The sequence below is a fragment of the Agathobaculum sp. Marseille-P7918 genome (genome assembly GCF_964248325.1).
Taxonomy (GTDB): domain Bacteria; phylum Bacillota; class Clostridia; order Oscillospirales; family Butyricicoccaceae; genus Agathobaculum.
Map to the genome: position 1 here is coordinate 15,508 of NZ_CAXTXI010000016.1, position 22,768 is coordinate 38,275.

20 protein-coding genes, 2 tRNA genes and 1 riboswitch are annotated in these 22,768 nt (G+C 53.7%); of the genes, 11 read left to right on the plus strand and 11 right to left on the minus strand.

Annotated elements, in window-relative coordinates:
• Positions 1-81: 81 nt before the first annotated feature.
• From ACESSO_RS16045 to ACESSO_RS16065, 5 genes are all read left to right on the plus strand, one after another.
• Positions 82-312: a ferrous iron transport protein A gene (locus tag ACESSO_RS16045; RefSeq protein ID WP_373166558.1), complete on the plus strand. Its 231-nt coding sequence runs from the start codon at positions 82-84 to the stop codon at positions 310-312.
• Positions 309-2,333: a ferrous iron transport protein B gene (gene feoB, locus ACESSO_RS16050; RefSeq protein WP_373166559.1), complete on the plus strand. Its 2,025-nt coding sequence runs from the start codon at positions 309-311 to the stop codon at positions 2,331-2,333. The genes ACESSO_RS16045 and feoB overlap by 4 nt, the downstream gene beginning before the upstream one ends.
• A 36-nt stretch (positions 2,334-2,369) precedes the next feature.
• Positions 2,370-3,176, plus strand: coding sequence for a Cof-type HAD-IIB family hydrolase (locus tag ACESSO_RS16055; RefSeq protein ID WP_373166560.1), 807 nt, complete (start codon positions 2,370-2,372; stop codon positions 3,174-3,176).
• A gap of 27 nt (positions 3,177-3,203) precedes the next feature.
• Positions 3,204-3,307: riboswitch (THF riboswitch) on the plus strand.
• Between the two features lie 68 nt (positions 3,308-3,375).
• On the plus strand, positions 3,376-3,972 hold the full coding sequence (locus ACESSO_RS16060; RefSeq protein ID WP_373166561.1) for a folate family ECF transporter S component: 597 nt from the start codon (positions 3,376-3,378) through the stop codon (positions 3,970-3,972).
• A 167-nt stretch (positions 3,973-4,139) separates the two neighbouring features.
• A complete protein-coding gene (locus ACESSO_RS16065; protein WP_373166563.1) occupies positions 4,140-5,759 on the plus strand; it encodes a mannitol dehydrogenase family protein in 1,620 nt (539 codons plus the stop codon).
• Positions 5,760-5,813: 54 nt separating this feature from the next.
• On the opposite strand, the gene ACESSO_RS16070 is transcribed toward ACESSO_RS16065, so the two are convergent.
• From ACESSO_RS16070 to ACESSO_RS16085, 4 genes are all read right to left on the minus strand, one after another.
• The gene (locus tag ACESSO_RS16070; protein WP_373166564.1) at positions 5,814-7,127 is read right to left on the minus strand and encodes an MATE family efflux transporter; all 1,314 of its coding nucleotides are present in this window, start codon (positions 7,125-7,127) and stop codon (positions 5,814-5,816) included.
• Positions 7,128-7,200: 73 nt separating this feature from the next.
• Positions 7,201-7,686: a DNA-deoxyinosine glycosylase gene (locus ACESSO_RS16075; protein WP_373166565.1), complete on the minus strand. Its 486-nt coding sequence runs from the start codon at positions 7,684-7,686 to the stop codon at positions 7,201-7,203.
• Complete coding sequence (mutY, locus tag ACESSO_RS16080) at positions 7,683-8,723, minus strand: A/G-specific adenine glycosylase (protein ID WP_373166592.1); 1,041 nt, start codon at positions 8,721-8,723, stop codon at positions 7,683-7,685. Before mutY ends, ACESSO_RS16075 begins: the two co-directional genes overlap by 4 nt.
• A gap of 5 nt (positions 8,724-8,728) precedes the next feature.
• The gene (locus tag ACESSO_RS16085) at positions 8,729-9,151 is read right to left on the minus strand and encodes a PaaI family thioesterase (RefSeq protein WP_373166566.1); all 423 of its coding nucleotides are present in this window, start codon (positions 9,149-9,151) and stop codon (positions 8,729-8,731) included.
• Positions 9,152-9,487: 336 nt separating this feature from the next.
• Here ACESSO_RS16085 and ACESSO_RS16090 point away from each other — a divergent pair, with 336 nt between their 5' ends.
• The 3 genes from ACESSO_RS16090 (at position 9,488) to ACESSO_RS16100 (ending at position 10,467) form a co-directional block, all read left to right on the plus strand.
• Positions 9,488-10,165 (plus strand): helix-turn-helix domain-containing protein, encoded by a 678-nt coding sequence (locus ACESSO_RS16090; protein WP_373166567.1) that lies wholly within the window; start codon positions 9,488-9,490, stop codon positions 10,163-10,165.
• Between the two features lie 79 nt (positions 10,166-10,244).
• Positions 10,245-10,320, plus strand: a tRNA-Thr gene (locus ACESSO_RS16095).
• Between the two features lie 62 nt (positions 10,321-10,382).
• Positions 10,383-10,467 (plus strand) — tRNA-Tyr (locus ACESSO_RS16100).
• Positions 10,468-10,641: 174 nt separating this feature from the next.
• Here the strand turns inward: ACESSO_RS16100 and ACESSO_RS16105 are convergent.
• The 7 genes from ACESSO_RS16105 to ACESSO_RS16135 form a co-directional block, all read right to left on the minus strand.
• Positions 10,642-11,181: a site-specific integrase gene (locus ACESSO_RS16105; RefSeq protein ID WP_373166568.1), complete on the minus strand. Its 540-nt coding sequence runs from the start codon at positions 11,179-11,181 to the stop codon at positions 10,642-10,644.
• 198 nt (positions 11,182-11,379) lie between these two features.
• Positions 11,380-11,550, minus strand: a complete 171-nt coding sequence (locus ACESSO_RS16110; RefSeq protein WP_373166593.1) for a hypothetical protein — start codon at positions 11,548-11,550, stop codon at positions 11,380-11,382.
• A 333-nt stretch (positions 11,551-11,883) separates the two neighbouring features.
• Positions 11,884-12,345: a hypothetical protein gene (locus tag ACESSO_RS16115; RefSeq protein ID WP_373166569.1), complete on the minus strand. Its 462-nt coding sequence runs from the start codon at positions 12,343-12,345 to the stop codon at positions 11,884-11,886.
• 116 nt (positions 12,346-12,461) lie between these two features.
• Positions 12,462-13,634 carry a mandelate racemase/muconate lactonizing enzyme family protein gene (locus ACESSO_RS16120; protein WP_373166570.1) on the minus strand — a complete coding sequence of 391 codons (1,173 nt, stop codon included), beginning with the start codon at positions 13,632-13,634 and terminating at the stop codon, positions 12,462-12,464.
• 13 nt (positions 13,635-13,647) lie between these two features.
• On the minus strand, positions 13,648-15,510 hold the full coding sequence (locus ACESSO_RS16125; protein ID WP_373166571.1) for a beta-glucoside-specific PTS transporter subunit IIABC: 1,863 nt from the start codon (positions 15,508-15,510) through the stop codon (positions 13,648-13,650).
• Between the two features lie 46 nt (positions 15,511-15,556).
• Positions 15,557-16,945, minus strand: coding sequence for a 6-phospho-beta-glucosidase (locus ACESSO_RS16130; protein ID WP_373166572.1), 1,389 nt, complete (start codon positions 16,943-16,945; stop codon positions 15,557-15,559).
• 193 nt (positions 16,946-17,138) lie between these two features.
• Positions 17,139-17,999 carry a MurR/RpiR family transcriptional regulator gene (locus tag ACESSO_RS16135; protein WP_373166573.1) on the minus strand — a complete coding sequence of 287 codons (861 nt, stop codon included), beginning with the start codon at positions 17,997-17,999 and terminating at the stop codon, positions 17,139-17,141.
• 498 nt (positions 18,000-18,497) lie between these two features.
• Between ACESSO_RS16135 and ACESSO_RS16140 the strand changes: the two genes are divergently transcribed.
• Genes ACESSO_RS16140 through ACESSO_RS16150 form a run of 3 tightly spaced genes read left to right on the plus strand, consistent with a single transcriptional unit; the run spans position 18,498 to position 22,691 of the window.
• Entirely contained in the window at positions 18,498-20,363 is a 1,866-nt protein-coding gene (locus ACESSO_RS16140; RefSeq protein WP_373166574.1) for a beta-glucoside-specific PTS transporter subunit IIABC, read from the plus strand.
• The gene (locus ACESSO_RS16145) at positions 20,360-21,817 is read left to right on the plus strand and encodes a glycoside hydrolase family 1 protein (protein WP_373166575.1); all 1,458 of its coding nucleotides are present in this window, start codon (positions 20,360-20,362) and stop codon (positions 21,815-21,817) included. The genes ACESSO_RS16140 and ACESSO_RS16145 overlap by 4 nt, the downstream gene beginning before the upstream one ends.
• A 37-nt stretch (positions 21,818-21,854) precedes the next feature.
• Entirely contained in the window at positions 21,855-22,691 is an 837-nt protein-coding gene (locus tag ACESSO_RS16150) for a PRD domain-containing protein (protein WP_373166576.1), read from the plus strand.
• Positions 22,692-22,768 lie beyond the last annotated feature (77 nt).

The window sequence follows — 22,768 nt, forward strand, 5'->3', positions numbered from 1 at the left end:
TCCGTTCCGTTGACATTTGCTAACTGCCACTTTATAATAAAAATGTATTTGGCCTTTGGATAAAGGCATCGGGGGAACATTATGAAAACTCTTAATAATTTGAAGCCGGGACAGAGCGGTGTGGTCGAATCCATCACGGCTGAGGGCGCGCTGAAACGGCATTTTCTGGATATGGGCATCACCAAGGGCGTGGTGGTGACGATGGAACGCATTGCGCCGTTTGGCGACCCGGTCGCGGTACGGCTGCGCGGGTACAGCCTTTCGCTGCGACGCGCGGAAGCGAAAAAAATTGTGCTGGAGGAACAGGCATGAGCAGCAAAAAAACCATTGCCATCATCGGCAATCCGAACAGCGGTAAAACCACGCTGTTCAACCGGCTCACCGGCTCCAATCAGCATGTCGGCAACTGGCCGGGCGTGACGGTCGACCGTAAGACCGGGCATATCTGCCACGACGGCGTGGGCATTGATATTGTGGACTTGCCCGGTATTTACTCACTCTCGCCCTACACGCAGGAGGAAATTATCGCGCGCGAGTTTGTCCTGTCGGACGAGCTGGACGGCATTTTAAATATTGTAGATGCGGCGAATATTGAGCGAAATCTGTATTTGACCTTGCAGCTTATTGCGCTGGGCCTGCCGATGGTAGTGGCGCTCGGCTTTATGGATGATGTGCGCGCGCAGGGAATTGAAATTGACTGCGATAAGCTTTCGGAAATGCTGGGGGTTCCGGTGGTACCGATTTCGGCCAAAAAGGGCGAGAACATGCACAATCTGCTGGATGGACTGGCGCATAACATGCGCGCGCCGGATAAGCAGCCGCCGTATTTACATGGTGTTGGTGCTGCCATTCGACATGCGGCGGAGAAGCTGCGGCCGCTGCCGCTGCGGCAGTGCAGTTTGCCGTTTTACGCGGCAAAACTGCTGGAGGGCGATTCCGCTATGTGGGCGCAGATGGATCGGCTGAACATGCCGGAGAAAATCCGGGAGGAAATCAACTCCATTGCGGCTGGTATGCAGAGCCATGCCAATCTGACAGACAAGGAAATGGTGCTGGCAGATGCGCTGTATGACTATATCGAGGAAGTCGTGCGCGCAGCCTATCAGCGACCCAAGGTACATAAAGCGACGCTCACCGAGCGTATCGACAAGATTGTTTTGCATCGCGTATGGGCACTGCCGATTTTTGCGTTTTTCATGTTCCTGATGTTCTGGTGTACGTTCGGGCCGATTGGTTCTCTGCTGGGAAACGGGATGGAATACTTAATTCAAGGCATCATTTCGCCTGCCATTCACAATGGTTTGACGGCGGCACATACACAGGACTGGTTGATTGGGCTGATTTGCGACGGTGCCATCGGCGGCGTGGGCGGCGTTTTAAGTTTTCTGCCGCAAATTGTGATTCTGTTCTTTTTCCTGTCCGTGTTGGAGGACACCGGATATCTTGCGCGCGTGGCGTTTATCATGGACACGCTGCTGCGCCGTATCGGCCTGTCGGGTAAATCCTTTGTGCCGATGCTGATGGGCTTCGGCTGCACCACACCTGCGGTCATGGCGGCGCGCACGATGGAAAACGATGCCGACCGCCGCATGACCATTATGCTGACGCCCTTCATGTCCTGTGGCGCGAAGCTGCCGGTGTATGCGTTGGTGGCGGGCGCGCTGTTCGGCGCACATCAGGGTTTGGTGGTTATCAGCCTGTATGTGCTGGGTATCCTGATGGGCATTCTGGCGGGCTATATCCTGAAAAAGACCATTTTCAAGGAAGTGTCATCGGGCTTTGTGCTCGAACTGCCAACCTATCGTCTGCCGTCCTTCAAGGGTACGGTACTCAATATGTGGCAGAAGGCAAAGGACTTTATCACGCGCGCCGGTACGCTGATTTTCCTGATGAGTGTGGTGATCTGGCTGCTGCAAAACTTCACGCCTTCGCTTGCTGTGGCGCAGAACGCCGGGGAGAGCATTCTCGGTGTGATTGGTACGTTTATCGCGCCGATTTTCCAGCCGCTCGGCTTTGGACAGTGGCAGGAATCGGTTTCGCTGCTGACCGGACTGGTTGCGAAGGAAGCGGTGGTATCCACGATGAGCGTGCTGTATGGCGCGGGCGGGGACAGTGCGATACTGTCCGGCCTGCTTGGTACCGTGTTTACTCCTCTGTCCGGGTATTCGTTTTTGGTGTTTACACTGCTGTATATGCCCTGTATGTCCGCCTTTGCCACCATCAAGCGGGAAATGGGCGGCTGGCGTTGGGCATTTGGTGCAGCAGCGTTCCAGACGGTACTCGCTTATCTTGCGGCGCTGGTGATTTATCAAGTGGGCAGCCTCTTCCTGTAAAGGGACTGGAGCCTTTGGAAAGGAAATCGGATAGTCATGTCGATTAAACTGATTGCCGCCGATATGGACGGCACCCTTTTAGACAGTCAAAAACGATTGCCGGAAGGACTGTTTTCGCTGATTCACACGCTGCGGGAGCGTGGTGTGCGCTTTGCACCGGCATCCGGGCGGCAGTATTATACGCTTTATGAGCAGTTCGGTGAGATTGCCGATGAACTGGTTTACATCTGCGAAAACGGATCGGTGGTTTGTGACGGCGCACGCATGATTTCTTTTGAGGCCATGCCGACCGATGAGGTGTGCCGTTCAATCGAGCTGGTGCGCGCGTTGCCGGGCGTGGAGGCCATTGTATCCGCACGCCACGGCGGATTTTATGAAACCGCAGACGATCCCGCATTTCTGGCAAATGCGGCACAATATAGCGTGCGGCGCACACAGGTGCCCGATTTGCTGGAATTTTGCCGACACGAGCCGGTTTGTAAGGTGGCGGTGTATTGCAAGGGGCGCGCGGAAGAGGTATTGATTCCGGCGTTTCATGCATTTGCCGAGACATCGCAGCTGGTGGTTTCGGGCGCAGACTGGATGGATCTGACGCGGCCCGGCATGAACAAGGGAATGGCGATTGCCGCGCTGTGCAAGAGCTTGCACATCACGCCCGATGAATGCATGGCGTTTGGAGATTATATGAACGATTTGGAGCTGCTGCAGGCGGTAGGGGAGTCCTATGCCATGGCAAACGGTCATGAAGCACTCAAGGCTGCTGCCAAGCATATTTGTCCCTCCAATGATGAGGATGGTGTGTGTCGCACCATCCGTCAGGTATTTGGTATTGACAAGGCGTAAAACCATGATACAATAGAAAACGGAAAAAGCAGAGTAGGCTGCAATGCGTTAAGTGCCGCTGAGACGGGGAGTTGTTCAGCGGACGAAAGGGACGAAAATCCCCTGCGGTGTTGCAGTCGCATCCCGCTGCTGCAACTGTTTAGGCATTTCCTAAATCGCTGTGGCAACAGATGAATTGATTTAGGAGGTGTCTTTTTCTATGTCTAAAAAGGAAAATATTTTTTCCCGCTCCCTGAAAGAACTCAAAAGCACACGCTGTCTGGCGCTGACCGCGCTGCTCATTGCCATCAACATTGCGCTTGACCTGCTTGGGTTGACCATCAAGCTGCCGCCCAATCTGCGCATTGGATTCGGCTTTTTGTGCAATGCAGCGGTCGGTATGCTGTTCGGGCCGGTGGTCGGCATGATGGCGGGCGTGTGTACCGATGTGCTGGGTTACTTTGCGGGCAACCTGACCATGGGTGCGTATTTCCCGGGCTATACGCTGACAGCAATCGTCGGAGGGCTGTTCTGGGGGCTGTGGCTGTATCCGCGCAAGCTCTCGGTCTGGCGTGCAGTGGGCGCAAAGGCGTGCATCAATTTGTTCTGCAATATCGGCCTGAATACCCTGTGGCTGACCATCACAGGAGGCAAGGCGATGAGCGCGCTGCTTGCGCTGCGTGTGCCGAAAAACCTGCTGATGCTGCCGATTGAAGCGGCGCTGCTGTATTTTGGTATGAAGCTGGTGCTGCGGCTGTATCACGCGCTGCCGGGCACAGTTGAAACCAAGCATGCCGCTAAAAACAACAGCTTATAACCTGATTTTCTGCCGTCCGGCATTGCCGGGCGGCTTTTTTTCGGCGGCACGGCTTAGTTTTTGTAGAGATTTCCGATTTTCCCTATGCAACGCGGCAAAGTTTTGGTATACTATATACGATAGGAATGAACGGCGTACTCCGTTCGCTGAAAGGAAGTGACTGCTTTATGAAATTGACAAAAGAAAGCATCAAACATAACGCGTCCTGGAAGGGTTACCGCTTGCCGCAATATGATATCGACGCGGTGCGCGATGCTACCCGCAGCGCGCCGACTTGGCTGCATTTTGGCGCAGGAAATCTGTTCCGGGCGTTTCCTGCTGTGTTGGCACAGCGTATGTTAACCGCAGGCCTGTCTGAAACGGGTATCATCTGCTGCGACGGTTATGACGAAGAGCTGATTGACCGGTGCTATCGCGCCTGCGACCATCTTTCTCTGGTTGTAACGCTGTATTCCAACGGTACCATCAACAAAGAGGTTATCGCATCGGTCACCGAAAGCCTTAAACTGAGTGAGGACAGAGCGCGTTTGAATGAGATTTTTCTTGCGCCGTCTCTGCAGATGGTCAGCTTCACTCTGACGGAAAAAGGATATGTGATTCAAGACGATGCCCATGAGTTCCTGCCGGAGTATGCACATGACCGTGATAATGGACCGGAGGACTGTCAATCGTTTTTTGGCAAGCTCGCAGCACTCAGCCTCACGCGCTGCCGTGCAGGCATGCCCCCGCTGGCCTTCGTCTCACTGGACAACTGTCAGGATAACGGTGTTCGGCTGGAACGTGCTGTGCGATATATGGCGCAGGCATGGAAGGAAAAGGGGTATATTACTGAGGACGAGTATTCGTACCTGCTTAAGAAAAACACCTATCCGCTGTCCATGATTGACAAAATCACCCCGCATCCGGATACCCGCATTGCGGATAAGCTGGAGGAGGACGGCTTGCAGAATGCCCGTCCGTTTGTGACGGAAAAGGGCACCTATGCAGCGATTTATGTCAACTCGGAAAGCCCGCACTATCTGCTGATAGAGGATGCCTTCCCGAACGGTCATCCGCCGCTCGAGCAGTGCGGCGTTATTCTGACCCGCCGCGATATCGTGGAAAAGTCCGCAATGATGAAGGTCAGCACCTGCATGAACCCGATGGATACTGCACTGGGCGTATATGGCTGTATGCTGGGCTATACGCAAATCAGTGCGGAAATGAAGGACAAAGAGCTGGTCAATCTGGTCACGCGCATGAGTGAGCAGGAGGCCATGCCGATGGTTGCCGACCCGGGTGTGATTGACCCGGTTTCCTTCCTCCATGAGGTGCTGGGCGAACGCTATCCCAATCCGTTCCTGCAGGATTCGCCCCAGCGTATTGCAACTGATACCTCGCGCAAGATTGCGCCTCGCTTCGGCGTGACGCTGTATGCGTATTATAATTCGACGCTGCCCGCACACCGTGCGACCAAGCTGGTTTATATTCCGCTGGTGCTGGCGGGCTGGCTGCGCTATCTGGTTGGCGTAGATGACCGGGGAGAAGCGTTTCAGCTCAGCCCGGATTCCAATCTGGATCATATCCGCTCACTGATGGGCAATCCCAAGCTGGGAGATGAGGTGTCCGAGGAGCAACTGTATCCGCTGCTGGCCAATCGTTACTACTTCGGCGTCAACCTGTTTGAGATTGGTGTGGGCGAGACGGTCGTGCGCATGTTCAATGAACTGAACAAGGGGCCGCGCGCCATCCGCGAGACGCTGTGCCGTTATTGCGGCGAAGAAAAACAGGAAGAATGGATTCTGTAATTTAACTGCAAAAGAAAAAGGAGAACCGAAGGGTTCTCCTTTTTTGTGATACGGTTATCGTTTTTCTCCCTGCGCAACCAGCTGGAAACCGGGAACGAAGCGCAGCCAGCGTCCGCTGGCAAAGCGCAGCGTAAACAGGATGCCGCGGCACAGCCAGTCGCCAACCATCGCAATCCAGATGCCAATAGCGCCCATCTGAAACAGTACGGCAAGCACGTAGCCGGTGCCAAGCCGCAGCAGCATCATGGATGCGATGGAGCGCACCATAGGATAGCGCACATCGTTTGCCGCGCGCAATACGTTTGGCATCGTGAAGGACAGCGGCCAGAAGAGCATAGCGCAGAAGTTATGGATTAGGATAAGCGTTTTTCCGAGTGCAAGTGCTTCGGGGGACAGACTGTATATTTTCAGCACCAGCGGTGTGACAAGAATGGTTGCCAGACAGCAGCTGGCGAGAATCAGATACGTGATTTTCATCAGCTTTTTGGCCATGCGGCGCGCCTGTTCGATATCGCCAGCGCCGATACACTGGCCGACGACCGTGATGATGGCAAGGTTCATCGCCTGTCCCGGAATGCAGGCGACTGCATCCAGGTTGTTTGCCACGGCATTCGCAGCGATTTGCGTAGTGCCGAACAGCGCAATCATGCTGACAACCAGAATGCGCCCTAACTGGAACAAGCTGTTTTCCAATCCGTTCGGTATACCGATTTGCAAAATGCGACGGATGAGCGTATTGTCCGGACGGAAATGACCGCCGCGTCGCAGGCTGACGATGTGTTCCGCTTGCATAAGCAGCACGGTGATGACAACGGCTGCCACTCCACGCGAAAACACAGAGGACAGGGCGGCGCCCGCCACTCCAAGCCGGAGACCGAAAATCAAAACAGAGTTGCCGATGAGGTTGACAATATTGATAAGTCCTGCAATCAACATGGAAATGCGGGAGTTACCTTGCGCGCGGAACAGTGCTGCGCCAGCGTTATAAATGGCAAGCACCGGGTATGAGAACACGCTGACTGTCAGATAGGTCAGCGCACTATCCATTACATCCGGTTCGATAGAACCGAACAGCAGCCGAAGCAGCGGTGCGCGTATCAGCATGACCAGTACGCTCAATGCAACCGAGATACAGGCAACCACGAAATAGAGCTGCCGTGCGGCATTGCATGCGCGCCGGTTTTGCCGGGCGCCGAGCAGCTGCGCGACAACAACCGCGCCGCCGGTTGCAAGCGCGGCAAAGATATTGATAATCAATACATTCAACATGTCAACCAGCGACACACCGGATACTGCCGCTTCTCCCACCGAGGATACCATGATGGTGTCGGCAAGGCCGACTGTGATGGACAGCACCTGTTCCAGCACGAGCGGCCAGATTAGTTTTTTCAGTGCGGCGTTTGGGAATAATTCCTTGTTCGTTTGTGATACGCCCCTCTTTCTATAAAATGACGCGATAGGCCTCAATCAGTCGTTCGAGTGACCATGCTGCATTGGCTGGACTGGTGGAGGGAAGCTGTGTGATTGGGATATGCAGCTGCGGCTCGATGAGCTTGCGATACAGCTCGGCGGATTTGCCGCCGGTGGCAAAAATGCGGGTAATTTCGCTTTCCCGCACGAGTTTGCCGATGTCATTTGGTTCGGCGTTTCGGATGCTGGTGTCGGACGCGCCTGCGATGTCACAGCGGGCGATGGTGTCCCACAGCGCAACATGATGTTTCAGGCACATCGCGCGCTTCTCGTCAATCGTCTGGGGCACCTCTTCACCCAGCACGGCAGCCAGCACGCGCCAGAAGCGGTTTTGCGGGTGACCGTAAAAAAAGCCGATTTCACGCGATTTCGGACTGGGAATCGAGCCGAGCAGCAGCACGCGCGAATGGCTGTCATATAGCGGCGGGATGGTATGGACAACGGTTTGGAGATTCATGTTTCCTCCTCTATGACAGAAAGGAACGCACGGAACGCGCTGGGAAGCGCATATTCCGCGCGCAGAGCGGACGGGCTGACAAAGGTCAGTGCTTGCGGTTGGTTTGCCAGCTCAATATAATACCCCGTCATGTGCCATTCCACATGGGTGAACACATGTTTGGCGGGGCGTAGGGAGAGTATGTTGGTCACTTGCCAGCCGCGTGCGGAAAGGGCAGTGCGCACTTCGTCCGGCGAGAGATGACCGTCCAGCGCGGGCAGTTCCCACAGACCGGCAAGCAGGCCGGAGGCGGGGCGGCGCGTCAGTCCGACGAGCGGGCCATGTCGCAGCAGCAGAACGGTGCGGTTTTCGATGCGGCGTGCCTTTTTGGCCGCGCGCAGCGGCAGCAGGGCAGCGTTTCCGTGATGATAACCCAGACAGAGATGCTGCACGGGACAGTCGCCGCATAGAGGCGTACCGTTCGGCAAGCAGACGGTTGCGCCAAGTTCCATCAGCGACTGGTTGAGGTCGCCCGGACGGTCAGCCGGCATCAGCGCGGCAAAACGCGAGCGGGTGCGCTTTTTGAACGCAGCATCCGTGATGGGGGTGAAGTCGTTATCCAGCCGCGCGGCGACGCGCAGTACGTTACCGTCCACCGCAGGGACGGGAATGCCGCAGGCTATGGATGCGATTGCACCGGCAGTATATTCCCCAATTCCGGGGAGTGAGAGTAACGCGTCGTAATCAGCGGGCAGCTCACCGCCGTATTTCTCGCATATCTCGACCGCAGCACGGTGCAGGTTGCGCACGCGACTGTAATAACCAAGGCCCTCCCATAGCTTGAGGTAGACGGATTCATCTGCGGTCGCCAGCGCACGAACATCGGGCAGCGCTTGCATCCAGCGGGAGAAATAACCGAGCACAGCCTGCACGCGCGTCTGCTGGAGCATGATTTCGCTGACCCACACGCGATAGGGCGTAGGCTGCGCGCGCCATGGCAAATCGCGGTGGTCTTGGTCATACCAGCTTAGAAGCGGGGCGACAATAGCAGGGGTCACGCCGCTCAATGTCGCATATCCTCCAGTGTCTGGCCGGTATAGAACATGGTGAAAACCGCGTCTGCAATATGCTTGTGTTCGTCATCGTGCACTTCAACCATGTAAACCGCAGTTTTCTTGCCGCGTTTACGCTCATAAGCGACGGCGGTGAGCGTTTTGCCCAGACGGCCGGGACGATAGTAATGGATATTGCTGTCCAACGTCACGGCAACGAGTCCATGTGAGGCCGCAGCCGAGCCAGCCGCAATATCGCACAGGGTAAAAATAGTACCGCCGTGCGCCATGCCGAGCGGGTTGAGCAACTCTTCGGTCAGTTCCAGTTCAACGGTTGCGCCGCCGTCCTTGTCCAGCGTGATAACGCGCATATGCATCAGTTTGTTCAGACCGCTGGCTTCCTGACGCATTTTCAAAATTTGTTCAACTGTCATAGGGAAACTCCTTTTGCACAAACATACATGGTGCAGCAGAGCAAACCGCCGCACCATGTTTTTTTATTTTCCTTTTTATTATATCGGCCGCTGACAGGTGCGTCAAGCGCAAACAAAATGCGCGTACAGATGAAAGGCATCTGTGGCTTTCTGTACGGCTGTATATGCGACCACCATATATAGTTATAAATTCTAAAATGGGCAACCAGATCATGTAATGAGAAAATAGAAGGCAGAATTTAGGGAAAAAACGATGGAAATGCAACTTTTTCGTTCTTTACAAGTGCGATTACACGCTGTATAATAGACATAGTTTTATGATGGGGTAGCAGAGATATGACCAGTGATTTTTCTCGTACACTCGCGCTTTTGCGACGGGAAAAGAAAATAAGCCAACGAACAGCCGCGGGCGACCTTGGGGTGTCGCAGGCGCTCCTGAGCCATTATGAGAATGGCTTGCGTGAGCCGGGGTTGCCTTTTGTCGTGCGTGCAGCGGATTACTACGGAGTATCCTGCGACTATCTGCTGGGCAGGTCAATGGCGCGGGACGGTTCTGCCGTACCGGTGGAACGCATGGATATGCAGGTACATACCGGTTGGGAGAAAAATCAGGTGGTGCAGGCGGTATCCTTACTGATGGATTTGACAGAGCAGGCGGGGAGCAAACAGCTGCCCCATGAAGTAGAATCGTATCTGTCTGTTGTGATTTACAAGGTGTACCGTTATCTGTACATGGCGGACCCATCCAATGTAGAGGCGGTATTCCGTACATCGCGGGAGCAGTTTGAATATCTTTGTGATGCGCGCATGAAAGAGCATGAGCTTCGGATTCGCACAGCGGCAAGGGGCGAGGCGGGTTTCGGTTTGGAATTGGAAACGCTGCATGGCATTTCGATTTCGCCCAATGAAATCAGTAAACGTTACCCGGAATTGTCCGGCGCATTTCTGACGGTTTTGCAGCAGGTTTCAGACTCAATTGACGCTTTCGGGAAAAACATAAAAATCGGAAAATAAAAATCGAAAAAAGTGTTGACAGATGGGGAACAGTGTGTTATTATAAACAAGTCGCTGAGACAGACAAGACTTGCGAAACGCTGGTGTAGCTCAGTTGGTAGAGCAGCTGATTTGTAATCAGCAGGTCGGGGGTTCAAGTCCGTCCACCAGCTCCACCTGTTCTTTGCAGGAATCAAAATTGCATAACCTGTTCTTTGCAGGAATCAAAATTGCATATGGGAGGTTTCCCGAGTGGCCAAAGGGAACAGACTGTAAATCTGTCGTCTATGACTTCGGTGGTTCGAATCCACCACCTCCCACCAAAGCATAAACCGACCTTTTCTTTTGAAAAGGTCGGTTTTTTCAACTTTTCAGACAACTTGCTGAATATGGTACAGGAAAGGAAATGGAAAAATCCTGTCATTTTTCTGTCATTTCGATCTGGAAGAGCGAGACGGCTTTAGGGCGATCGCATTCAATGGGGTGGTCGCTAGCTTCTACCGGGTGCGCACGGTGACGTGTGCATAGGTATCGGCAGTCAGTGTGAAATTCTTATGCCCGAGCCAGTCCTGTACTCCTTTAAGCGATGTGCCTTCCTCCGGCGGCAAGGTTGCACAGGAGTAGCGCAGATCGTGAAAACGAATGTGGCGAAGCCCGATGCGATTAAGCAGCAGGGGAAAATTCCGTGTCACCAAATCGGGCTTGATAAGCTGCCCGACCGCATCAACAGAGACGTAGTCAATCCATTCCGTATGATAGGCGCTGCTTTTACTGCCGCCGGCGTAAATCGCGCAAATAGGTTGCCAGCTCGCGCGGCAGAGCAAGTACACGGTAGCTGGGGGTGTTTTCGGCGCTTTGTAGTAAATGGCGTCCGCGCTTTTGGTTTTGCGTCCGCAGCGTGTGGAAATAGAACCCTGCACACAGATCGTGCCGCGTGCAAAATCAACGTCGCTCCAGCGCAAGCCGATTGCATCACCGCGACGAAACCCCATCCACACTGCCAACATGACCGGGACTTCGATGGATTTGTCGCGCACATGCTCGAGTAGATAGCGAAGCTTCTCAACTGTGTAATAAGTGCCGATAATTTCTGTTTCTGCGGCATTAAAACATTGTCAGAAGGGGGTTGTCGAAACTGTCCGGTCTATACAGCGCGTCGCAGAGCTTTATGAATGTTGCTGTGATACCGATGGATTGTTACGGCTTTCACCCTGTTCTTTAAAAAGTTTTTTGTGCTAGAACGCCTCTATGTCCTGTGCGGCCAAATTAACCAACTTGATGGAGCGCTCATCGAGCCACGGGCCAATCCGGTTGTTGACTTGAAGACGGTATTCGTAAAAGGTAGAGAGGGATACCGTAGGTTCGATCTCTTTAAGCCATAGCCGGAGATAGTCGGAAAATAAAATGTCAGAGTAGTTCGGGCAGGTTTTTGTCTACACTCCGCCAGCGTTAGCTGGCGGAGTTTTTCTGCTTTTCGCTAATTTTCGCAGTGGCGGCAAGACCTGTGGCGCAGTTTTTGCGAAAGCGTTTGCTATGCTTGTTTTTCATTGCAACAAGTGTTTTGTAAATACGCAAGCAAGCAACAGCGGGGAATACGAATCGAACGGCCAACGCGCAGATGTTGGGTTTGGTCGCTGGAAAGTAGATGATATGCGGCGTTGCGTCCAATGTAGAGAACGCGTTACAAGTCAGAAACAGTCATGAAATTGGGACAGACAAAGTCGTCCAGAGAGAAGCGCTCAGTCATGCCGCTCGCCCTCTTCCCGCAGGGATGCGCGGTAGATGCGCGTCACGTCCTCGTACGCATGTCCCAGCAGACGGGATACATGCCGGCAGGCGGCGTGCTCGTCCAGCCCTTGCTCGCGGCTTGGCAGCTGGTCGTAGAAAAAGCCAATGGCAGCCAGAATAGTTTTGGTGGTGGACGCTGCACGATCGTTTGCCTTGAGCAAACCAGCGTAAGCAAAAATGGGCTTGGGGCGATGTTGGTCATACGCTCGCCTTGGGCGAGCACGTTTTGGTAGATGGCATATGTTTTCATCGCAGATGAGCAGCGTCTTCAAATCATTTCTCTTGTCCACCTTTCGCGAATGGGCGTGGGCGGCGCTGGTCAGGCTTGCTGACGTGCATCGTGCTGGTGTGCGTGATACCCGTCTGTGGAGCAGAAGCAGTTCTCGATCGTGCTTACTTTGCTGCTTTCTCATATGAATTTCCCTTCTGCATCAGGGGGTAGCTTTGCGGTAACAGCAAACACATCGCATGCAGTATGCTGGAGATGTAATTTTAGAACCAAAAAGTCATGCCGTGAGGCGCAGCTCGGTTATTCGACAGTCAGGAACGTACATTTCTGGATGATTTCTTCCGGTATTTCCTGACCGATGCCAGGACGATCAGGAATACGGATGTTGCCCTGCACCGGAGCGTCGTCATAGATACCCAGACTTCTGGAGAACGGCGTCATATTGCCCACATGATACTCGTGGATGCAGAAGTTCGGAATCACCGCTTCGATCTGCAGCGCAGCAGCATTGGAGATCGGTCCGCCGCAGATATGTGTCTGCACCAGAACATCATAGATCTGCGCCATATCGCAGATCTTTTTGGCTTCAGAGATGCCGCCGCAGTTTGCAATGTCCGGTTGAATGACATCGAGTGAGCGGGATTCTAAAAATGGGCGATATCCATAACGGGAGTAAATTCTCTCACCCGACGCCAGCGGGATTGTGGTCTGCGCTTTGAACTTCGCCATCAGGTCGGGATTAAGTGGGCCAAAGGGTTCTTCCAGATACAGAATGTTCAGATCTTCCGCCAGACGGCTGATTTGGAGGGCTGCACAGAAATCGCTTTTGGCGTGCAGTTCCAGAATAATGTCGACCGATTCTCCAACAGCCTCGCGGATTGCGGTCAGGCGGTCGCGACAAAGCTTGAGTTTATCACTGCTGAGCAGTCCGGCATTCCGATAATTTTTTTTGCCGTTTTCGTCGCGCTGCAGTGGGTCGACCTTGACGGCGGTAAAGCCCTGTGATACTGCTTTTTGCGCGGCTTCGGCGTATGCGTCAACACCGACGAGTGCTTTGGCATCTCCATCCCAGCCGAACTGGATCTGGCTGGCATAGGCACGTACTTCCTCACGCATTTTGCCACCGAGCAATTCGTAAACGGGCGCACGCAGCACTTTGCCTTTGATGTCCCAAAGGGCAATGTCGATCGCGCTGATGGCGGAGAAAATCACCGTACCGCCACCCAGCCCCCAGAAAGTCTCTTTTTGCAGGCGGTTCCAGATCTTCTCGATCTGCATGGGGTTTTGACCAATGATCAGAGAGGCGAAATCGCGCAACTGCCCGATGGCAGCGTGCTTGGAGTTGCCGTAAGCCACGCCTGCTTCGCCGAAACCACAAATTCCTTCGTCGGTGTGGATACGGATGAATACGGGCTCATTCGGTGCCTGCGGATCATAGTCAGCACAGAAAATATCGATTTTTGTAATTTTCATAGCGGCTCCCTTCTCAGTTGACCTTGATAAAATCATCCTGTGGTGTGATAGTGCCCTCGTGCAGCACGGATACATCCTCTGGTGCTGAACCCATGGCGATTACAATGATTGAGGTGTTATAGCCCTGGGATTGGATCAGTTTCCAGTCGGCATCTACCAAGAGATCACCCGCTTTGACGCGGTCTCCCTCCTGGACGTGCGTCTGGAAACCTTTGCCGTTCATCCTGACGGTGTCAATGCCGATGTGAATCAGGATGTCCGTTCCCTGATCGCTGGTAATACCGACGGCATGACCGGTGGGATAAATGGAGGTAATTTCTCCGGAGACCGGTGCGTATACGCTGCCCTTTTCCGGCTCAATGGCCGCGCCGCCGCCCAATGTACCGCCTGCAAATACCGGATCCGGTACCTGATCGAGCGCGATGACCTGCCCGCAGGCAACGCCTTTGAGCGTTTCACTGTGTAGAGCCGGAGCGGATTCCTGCGCCTCATTCGACGCAGGGGAGACTGGTTCGGCTGCGTCCGGCGTACGGTCGACCTTGACAAAGATCAGGGTCAGAACAAACGACAGCACCAGTGCCAATACAGCGGTGATGATGGCGTTGATGATGTTCTTCGGATTGTCGCCGATGAACACCGGGAGGGAAAGAAAGCCTGCGGATGCGACAGCATATCGTACGACACCGGTCAGACCGGCATAAAGGCCCGCAATACCGCCTGCGATCATAACACATGGCAGCGCTCGCTTGTATTTGAGGGTTACGCCGTACAGCGCCGGCTCCGTGATGCCGGACAAGGCGGTCAGACCCGCAGAAATCGGGATCTCACGGCGATCTTTGCGCTCCTTGAACGCAATCGCGAGCGCCGCACCACCCTGCGCCACATTGCTGCCCAGCATACCCGGGCCCATCAGAGTCTCATACCCGAATTCTGCAACCGACAGAACGGCAAAGGGGGTGATTGCCAGATGCATACCGACCATAACCAGCAATGGGGAGAAGGTCCCCATGACAGCGGCGACCAGCCACGGGATGTTTTCGTTGAGAAAATTGATGAAGTAGTAAATGCCATTGCCGAGATAAGCGCCCAGCGGACCGATCACGATTAGCGCCAGCGGGGCTGTGATGACGAGCAGCAGCATGGGCCGGAGCATGGTTTTGAGCATGGAAGGCACAATCTTTTCCACGAACTTTTCCAGATAACTCATGAACCAGACGACCAGAATGATCGGGACGACCGAAGCGTTGTAATTGATCGCCTTGACCGGCAGGCCGAAGAAGTGAATCGGCTCCCCGGCGCTGACAAGCGCTGTGAAATTCGGATGCAGCATGACGCCGGCAATGGCGACAGCCATCAGCTGGTTGGCCCCAAGCTTCTTTGCGGCGCTGTTGGCAATGAATATCGGCAGGAAATAATACGGCGCATCCGAAATAAAAGAGAGGATTTTATAGGTCTGGGTTGTGTTTTCCATGCCGCACAGCACGCAGATAGATAGGATGACCTTGACCATACCGCCGGCAATGATGATGGGAAGGAGAGGGGCCATAATGCCGACAATCGTGTTGATGAATGCACGAGGCAGTTCTTTGAGACGGCGCTTGGCACTCTGCGGCGCCTGCGCATCCTGTCCGCCCGCACCCTGTCGCAGCAGGTCGTTGTAATACTTGTCTACTTCGGCGCCGATGATCAACTGGTATTCATCACCTGCTTTGACCGTATTCATGACGCCGGGGATCTTTTTCAGTTCGTCTGCCTGAAACTTGGATGGATCGTGGAGCTTGAAGCGCAGACGGGTCATGCAGTGATACATATTGCTGATGTTATCCGTGCCGCCTACATGGCGTATGATCAGGGAGGAAATTTCTTGTTGAGTCATGATCGTATCTGCTCCTTTTCTTTTCTCTTTTTTGTGAGCCACACGGTCAGTGACCGTTTTGCATCAGATCTTCGACCACTGCGTCTTCACAGCGCACGCCACGCGCCTTCAGTTCCGCGATCTTATCCTGGAATTGCGGCAGATATTTTGCATGCGCAACCAGCATTTCATCGAGAACGCGCTGCGTGTTTTCGTTGTTTTCCACCAACGGGTTGAGGATAAAGGCTTCGAACGCCAAACCATAGTCGCCGGTCAAGGCAGCCTGAATGGTGCATTCCTCCATAGCCTTCATCATTTGCAGCCAGCCTTTTTCTGCTGCCGGCAATTTACCCCATGCAAGCGGCTGTGCGCCCGTGGCGGAGATGATGCTGGAGACCTCGACGATCGAATCATCTGCAAGGCAGGGGATGGCGCCGCAGTTTTCTGTGCTCACCACCATGTGGATTTTACGGTTGCCATAAATCGCGCGGATGCACTCGCAGGCTGCATCACTGTAATACGCACCGCCGCGCTTGCTCAGCTGCGCCGGCTTTTCGTGCAGTGCTGTATTTTTGTAGATTTTAAACAGCTCTTTTTCAGTTTGCTTCATCTGCTCTGCGCGCGTGCCGCCCTGATGAAAGTCCTCCAGCGCATGGTCGAGCATGGCCTGTTTCATGTAGTAATAGCGGTGGTAGCCGCACGGAAGCAGGTTCATGCTGTGCAGCAGCTCGAGCGAAAACGGAGCCTGATAGATGTTTGCGGGGGTGCCGCCGTTCTTTTCGTTGATGTGCTCGATTAGCTGCGGTGTGAGGTCAGTACCGTCTTTGTCATACACCTTGTGCCAGTGGAAGTGGTTCAGGCCTGCATAGCGGTAGTTGAGATCCGCAATATCTTTTCCAAGGATATTGGGTTCGGCCATCATGGAGATAGTAGGCACATTGCATAGTCCGATGCACTTTTTCCAGCCGAAATGCTTGATGGCGGCTTCGGTTACCATGCCGCTGGGGTTGGTGAAGTTGATCAGCCAGGCATCCGGGCAAAGCTCCTTCATATCCGCAATGATCTGCCCGATGACCGGAATGGTGCGGAACGCTTTGAACATACCGCCTGCACCATTGGTTTCCTGTCCCAGCATCCCATACAGCAGCGGAATGCGCTCATCCTTAATGCGGGCGTCCAGCAGGCCGACGCGGAACTGCGTGGTTACAAAATCGGCATCCTTGAGCGCTTCGCGGCGATCCAGCGTCAGATGCACCTTGACGTCATATGGTGAAGCATCCCACATTCTCTGAGCCAGTGCACCAACGATTTCCAGCTTCTCTTTTCCGTCTTCAATATCAACCAGCCAGATCTCCTTGATGGGCAGTTCGGGATAGCGCTTGATGAACCCCTCCATCAATTCAGGCGTGTAGCTGCTGCCGCCGCCAATGGTCACAATTTTTACTGCGTCTTTCATGCTCTTTCCTCCAATTCGATTCAGGCTTTTGATCGGAGGGTCCGGACGTTCCGATCACGGTTCCACATGGAGCCTTTGGATGCTTTCAGTATAAAATCGAACCGGTAACCACACAATGCTTCGGGGATAACGGGGCATTTTTTTCCAAAAAAAGTTTCAGGAGGCCGTAGCCACCTGAAACTTTTTGACACTTTTATTCATCCACCTTCCGATCGTCCATAAAATCGATCGAAGCGTTGAGATAGGCGATATTCTTTTCACGACCCATATTGTAGATGCAGCCAAAAATCACATCCAACATATATTGCATGGCGATGTGCGAGGAAAACTGCGAAATGCGATCGCGTAGGTTTTCCTTGCTGCTGATGCTCAACGCATGGGTGATATACTGCGGATAGCGGTTGCTGCCGGCTTTGCCGATCAGGATTATAGGGATCTTTTTGCGGAAGAGCACTTGAACGATAGGCTCGATGAAGGTTGCCCGGCCGGAGTAGGACAGGATGATTGCGGCTTGGTCGGGGGTTGAGGCAAGCACGGTTGCACGCTGATTGTAGAACCCCTTGGGACAGTTGACAATCTTACCGATTGTGAGCATTTTATCCTGAAAGTTTTCGGCAACATTCATATTGTGGGCATGGGTGTAAATATCGATCGCTTTGGCATCGTTAAGCAAGCGGGCTACCTGTTGTACTTGCACAAAGTCCAGATAATTATAGGTATCCTCGATTGCAGTTTCGTACAGCTTGGAAAGCTTTTTTGCGATCAATTGCGGACCGTCCTGCGCTTCAAACGGGTAATTGACGTCAATCAGCGCAATGTTGAAGCGGGATTCTGCCAGATCTGTGGAAATGGCGACCTTGAGCTCGTTGAAACCGTGAAAACCGATCCGTTTGCAGAAACGGTGTACAGCGGATTTGGATACGTTGGTGCGCTGTGCCAATTCCAGAATAGACATTTCAGGGATGTGTTCTTTGTTTTTCAGAATAAATGCGCCGATTTCTGCTTCAACCGGTGTGATTCTTTCTGCCAGTTCCATCATATTTTCAAATGTCATACGCGTTTCCTCAATATTCATGTCAGGTTGCTGTATAGCTTCGGAAACCATCTCGCGTTACCGCGCGTACGGTGTCCTCAAAGCGTACATTCTGTCTGAGAACGTTGATATTTGTAATATTATACTATAAAAGAATTTGTACATCAATGTTTCTGGGGTAGGGTTGTGGCAGAATGAGACATCTTGCATCCGGGCGAATCCGGCTGTTGGCTCACCTGAGAGATTGTTACCGCATGTATTTATTAAAATTTAGATATTTTACACAATTTTTATCGGCACTTTTTTGCTGCTATGTCCACTTGCGGTTCTACAGAACCCATGCTATACTTAAACCATTCTGGTAGACATGTTACTGGTAATGCAGGCAGGATCTGACGGAACATCGATTTCCCGTGGTAGGAGTATACCATGGAAAGTGTATCGTGTTCTGTTGGGTCTTTTTCTTTTGCCATTTTGGCCAGATGGCAAGAGGCGAGAAAAAAGGGAGGCACTTGTTACATGAAAAACTACAAGCAGACCGCAACTGACGTGCTGCGTCTGGTTGGCGGCGAAAAGAACGTCGCGCAGCTGGAGCACTGCTCTACCAGACTGCGTTTTACGCTGGCCGATCCCGCGAAAGCGGATGTTGCCGCACTGAAAAAGACCCCGGGCGTGATGGGCGTCATCGCAAGCGGCCCGCAGTGTCAGGTCGTCATCGGCAACGATGTGATCGAGGTCTATGACGAACTAACTAAGCTGGGCAGTTTCCACGCATCGACGGGGGCCCCTGCGTCGGCGGGCAAAAAGTCGATCTCTGCGACGGCGCTCGACCTGATGGTCGGTATTTTCCAGCCGCTGGTTCCGGCTATTGCGGGCGGTGGTATCCTCAAGGCGTTTCTTTCGCTGTTTGCACTCGTCGGCTGGATCGACAGCGCAGGCGTACTGTACCGCACACTGATTGCGGTGGCGGATGCGCCGCTGTACTATCTGCCGCTGATGGTTGCCGTAACGATGGCGATCAAGATCAACTGCAATAAGCTGGTCGCGCTGGCAACGGTGGGCGCGCTGCTGCTGCCTGCGACCTCCACGCTGATCAGCGAGGGCAATTCGCTGTTCGGTATTCCTATTCAGAACGTTACCTATGCATATCAGGTGTTCCCGGCCATTCTGGCGGTCGCGTTCCTGTATTTCCTGGAGAAATATATCACCAAAATCACGCCAAAGCCCATCCGGGTCTTCTTTGTTCCGATGGTTTGCTTTATCATCACCTTTCCCATCACTTTGCTGCTGCTCGGGCCGCTCGGCCTGACCATCGGTAAAGGCATCACCACGGTTATGCTGGCCATTTACAGCAAGGTTGGCTGGCTGGCCGTGGGCTTGGTGGCCGCGATCCTGCCGCTGCTGATTTCGGTGGGCGCGCACAAGGCGTTTATTCCTTATGTCGTTACCTCGCTGGGCGATCTGGGCTATGAAATTTTGTATAACGGCGCGTCTCTCGCGCATAACATCTCCGAGGGCGGCGCATCGCTGGCAGTCGCGCTCAAGACCAAGAATTCCGAGCTGCGTAGCACCGCCATTTCCAGCGGCGTTTCCGCGATTTTTGGCATCACGGAACCCGCAATCTATTCAATCACGCTGCAAAAGCGCCGCGTGCTGTTCGGCGTCATGATCGGCAGCTTTATCAGCGGCTCGTTTATCGGGCTGATGGCAGTCAAGGCGTTCGTTGCGATGGGCCCGGGTCTTGCCGGCATGGCGATGTTTGTCGATCCGGAAAATGCCATGAACATTGTCTGGGCGTTTGTCGGCTTCGGCCTTTCGCTAGTTGGTTCGTTCCTTGCGACCTTGATTCTTTACAAAGATGAAGAAACGGCGGAGACGGTTGGGCAAATGTCCGCGGAGACTGCCGTACCGGCGGCTGCCACAGCGGAGAATAATGTGGTATACAGCCCGCTGCAGGGCAAGGCTATTTCGATCACCGAGGTCAAGGACGAGGTATTTTCGCAGAAGATCCTGGGCGACGGCATGGCGGTTGTACCAGTCAAGGGCGAGTTGTACGCCCCGGCGGACGGACGGATCGAATCGGTGTTTGAAGCTAGACACGCGGTCTCTATGGTTACATCGCAGGGTGCCGAGCTGCTGATGCACATCGGCATGGATACCGTCAAGCTGGAAGGCAAATACTTTGAACCGCAGGTGCAGGACGGCGATACTGTGAAGAAGGGCCAGCTGCTGATGAAATTCGACCTTGACGCGATCAAGGCGGCGGGTTACGATGTAACTACGCCGGTCGTCGTGACCAACAGCGACCGCTTTGCCGTCAAGCCGGCGGCGGACGGCATGGTCGTACCTGGCGCGGCGCTGATCAAACTGGAGGTGCTCAAATGAGTTTTCCCACAGGGTTTTTATGGGGCGGCGCGATCGCTGCCAATCAGGTAGAAGGCGCGTGGAAAGAAGGGGGCAAGGGTCCCAGTGTGGCCGATGTGGCGACTTATAAGCCGCATACCGACGTCAAGGATTACAAGGCACATAATGCCATCTCGATGGACGCGATCCGCAAAGCGATGGCCGAAACAGATGACACTTATTATCCCAAGCGCCGCGGCATTGACTTTTACCATCACTATAAAGAAGATCTGGCGCTGTTTGCAGAGATGGGATTCAAGGTGCTCCGACTGTCGATCGCATGGACGCGGCTGTATCCAACGGGCGAGGAAACCGAGCCCAATCCGGAAGGTATCGCGTTCTATCGCAATGTGTTTGAAGAGATGCAGCGACTGCATATCGAGCCGCTGGTCACCCTGTCGCACTATGAGATGCCGCTGCATCTGAGCGTAACCTATAACGGTTGGACGGAACGCAAGGTGATCGATGCGTTTGTTCGCTTCTGCCGCACCTGCTTTGAGCAGTTTGGAAGCTATGTGAAATACTGGCTGACGTTCAATGAGGTGGATAGCGTCATCCGCCATCCGTTCACCACGGCGGGTATCGTGCCCGATTTGTGTGGCGAAAAAGGCGAGCTGGCCTGCTGCTATCAGGCGCTGCATCATCAGTTTGTCGCGGCGGCGATGGTCACCAAGCTGTGCCATGAGATGATTCCCGGTAGTCAGATGGGCTGCATGCTGACCAAACTGACAACCTATCCGAATACCTGTCGTCCGGAGGATGTCGAGCTGACCCTGAAAAAGAATCTGGACAACTATTTCTATTCGGATGTTATGATCTGGGGTGAGTATCCTCGTATGACGCTGCGGCGTCTGGAAAAGCAGGGCATCAAAATTCAGATGGAGCAGGGCGATCTGGACATCATCCGGGAAGGGACGGTGGATTTCCTTTCGTTCAGCTATTATCAGAGCTGTACCGAATCGGTCGATCCGAATGCGGAGCGTACGCCCGGAAACACTATTCTGGGTGTGAAAAATCCGTTCCTACCGGCAAATGACTGGGGCTGGCAGATTGATCCGGTTGGGCTGCGTATTTCGCTGCTGGAGCTGTATGATCGCTATCGCATCCCGTTGTTTATTGTGGAAAACGGCGTTGGTTCCAAGGATGATGTGGTGCAACCGGACGGCTCGATCCATGACCCATATCGCATTGATTATTTCCGCCGTCATTTCATCGAAATGGAAAAGGCGATCGACGACGGTGTAGAACTGATGGGTTACACCAGCTGGGCACCGATCGACCTTATCTCGGCATCGACCAATCAGATGAGCAAACGCTATGGATTTATTTACGTCGATCAGGACGATATGGGCAACGGTACGCTCAAACGCTATCGCAAGGACAGCTTCATGTGGTATCAGAAGGTGATCGCCACTAACGGCGAGGATCTGACCTGATTGGATAGCATGAAAATATCAGAATGGAGGGGAAGAGATGCAGATTCGCAAGGTGCTTAACAGCAGCGTCGTGCTGGTGCAGGACGAGGGCGGGGAAGAATCCATATTGCTCGGCAAGGGCATTGGCTACGGGCGCAAACCCGGACAGGAGATTGACCGGCAGCCGTCCGACCGTGTGTTCATCCCGCTGTCTAATCCGGATGCGCAGCCGATGATCGAATTGTTTTCCTCCATTCCACCTGAGTACCTCGATCTGACGCAGGAAATCGTACGGGATGCGGAGGAGACGCTGCAGGTGCGTCTGTCGCCGCACATCTACCTGATGCTGACCGACCACATGCACTTTGCGGTCGAGAGGCAGCAGAAAGGCCTCGTGGTGACCAACCGGGTGTTTTGGGAGATTAAGCATTTTTACCGGAAGGAATATGAGGTCGGCGTGCGCGGCCTGCAGCGCGCGCAGGCGCTGCTGCATGTTCCGCTGCCCGCGGAAGAGGCAGGAAACATCGCGTTTCACATTGTCAATGCGCGGCAGGACGCGGCAGCGGGCTACGATGCGATGCAGGCCGCTCGGTTGATTGGCGAGATCACCAACATTGTCACTTACAGCATGCATTGTACGATAGACAGCGAAAGTATCCACTTTTCACGCTTTATCAGCCATCTACAGTTTTTTTCCGAGCGCTTTTTCTTGGGCAAGCTGATGGACAGCGCGGACGACTTCCTGTTCCGGCAGATGCAGCAGGGGTATCCGGCTGCCACGGCGTGCGCGGAGAAAATTCGCACCTTTGTGCTGCGCAAGTACAATGTGTTCCTGCCCAACGAGGAGACGGCGTATCTTGCACTGCATATCGCGCGCTTGACGACCCATGATTGATATAAAATGCCAATAAGAGAGACGCTATGGGCGCCTCTCTTATTGGCGCTTATTCGGTTTTGAAAAGAAATAAAGCA

Coding starts and splice junctions, on each gene's coding strand:
- ACESSO_RS16045 (WP_373166558.1), top strand. CDS start 82: ATGAAAACTCTTAATAATTTGAAGCCGGGACAGAGCGGTGTGGTCGAA.
- feoB (WP_373166559.1), top strand. CDS start 309: ATGAGCAGCAAAAAAACCATTGCCATCATCGGCAATCCGAACAGCGGT.
- ACESSO_RS16055 (WP_373166560.1), top strand. CDS start 2,370: ATGTCGATTAAACTGATTGCCGCCGATATGGACGGCACCCTTTTAGAC.
- ACESSO_RS16060 (WP_373166561.1), top strand. CDS start 3,376: ATGTCTAAAAAGGAAAATATTTTTTCCCGCTCCCTGAAAGAACTCAAA.
- ACESSO_RS16065 (WP_373166563.1), top strand. CDS start 4,140: ATGAAATTGACAAAAGAAAGCATCAAACATAACGCGTCCTGGAAGGGT.
- ACESSO_RS16075 (WP_373166565.1), bottom strand. CDS start 7,686: ATGAATCTCCAAACCGTTGTCCATACCATCCCGCCGCTATATGACAGC.
- ACESSO_RS16085 (WP_373166566.1), bottom strand. CDS start 9,151: ATGACAGTTGAACAAATTTTGAAAATGCGTCAGGAAGCCAGCGGTCTG.
- ACESSO_RS16090 (WP_373166567.1), top strand. CDS start 9,488: ATGACCAGTGATTTTTCTCGTACACTCGCGCTTTTGCGACGGGAAAAG.
- ACESSO_RS16115 (WP_373166569.1), bottom strand. CDS start 12,345: ATGAGAAAGCAGCAAAGTAAGCACGATCGAGAACTGCTTCTGCTCCAC.
- ACESSO_RS16120 (WP_373166570.1), bottom strand. CDS start 13,634: ATGAAAATTACAAAAATCGATATTTTCTGTGCTGACTATGATCCGCAG.
- ACESSO_RS16125 (WP_373166571.1), bottom strand. CDS start 15,510: ATGACTCAACAAGAAATTTCCTCCCTGATCATACGCCATGTAGGCGGC.
- ACESSO_RS16130 (WP_373166572.1), bottom strand. CDS start 16,945: ATGAAAGACGCAGTAAAAATTGTGACCATTGGCGGCGGCAGCAGCTAC.
- ACESSO_RS16135 (WP_373166573.1), bottom strand. CDS start 17,999: ATGACATTTGAAAATATGATGGAACTGGCAGAAAGAATCACACCGGTT.
- ACESSO_RS16140 (WP_373166574.1), top strand. CDS start 18,498: ATGAAAAACTACAAGCAGACCGCAACTGACGTGCTGCGTCTGGTTGGC.
- ACESSO_RS16145 (WP_373166575.1), top strand. CDS start 20,360: ATGAGTTTTCCCACAGGGTTTTTATGGGGCGGCGCGATCGCTGCCAAT.
- ACESSO_RS16150 (WP_373166576.1), top strand. CDS start 21,855: ATGCAGATTCGCAAGGTGCTTAACAGCAGCGTCGTGCTGGTGCAGGAC.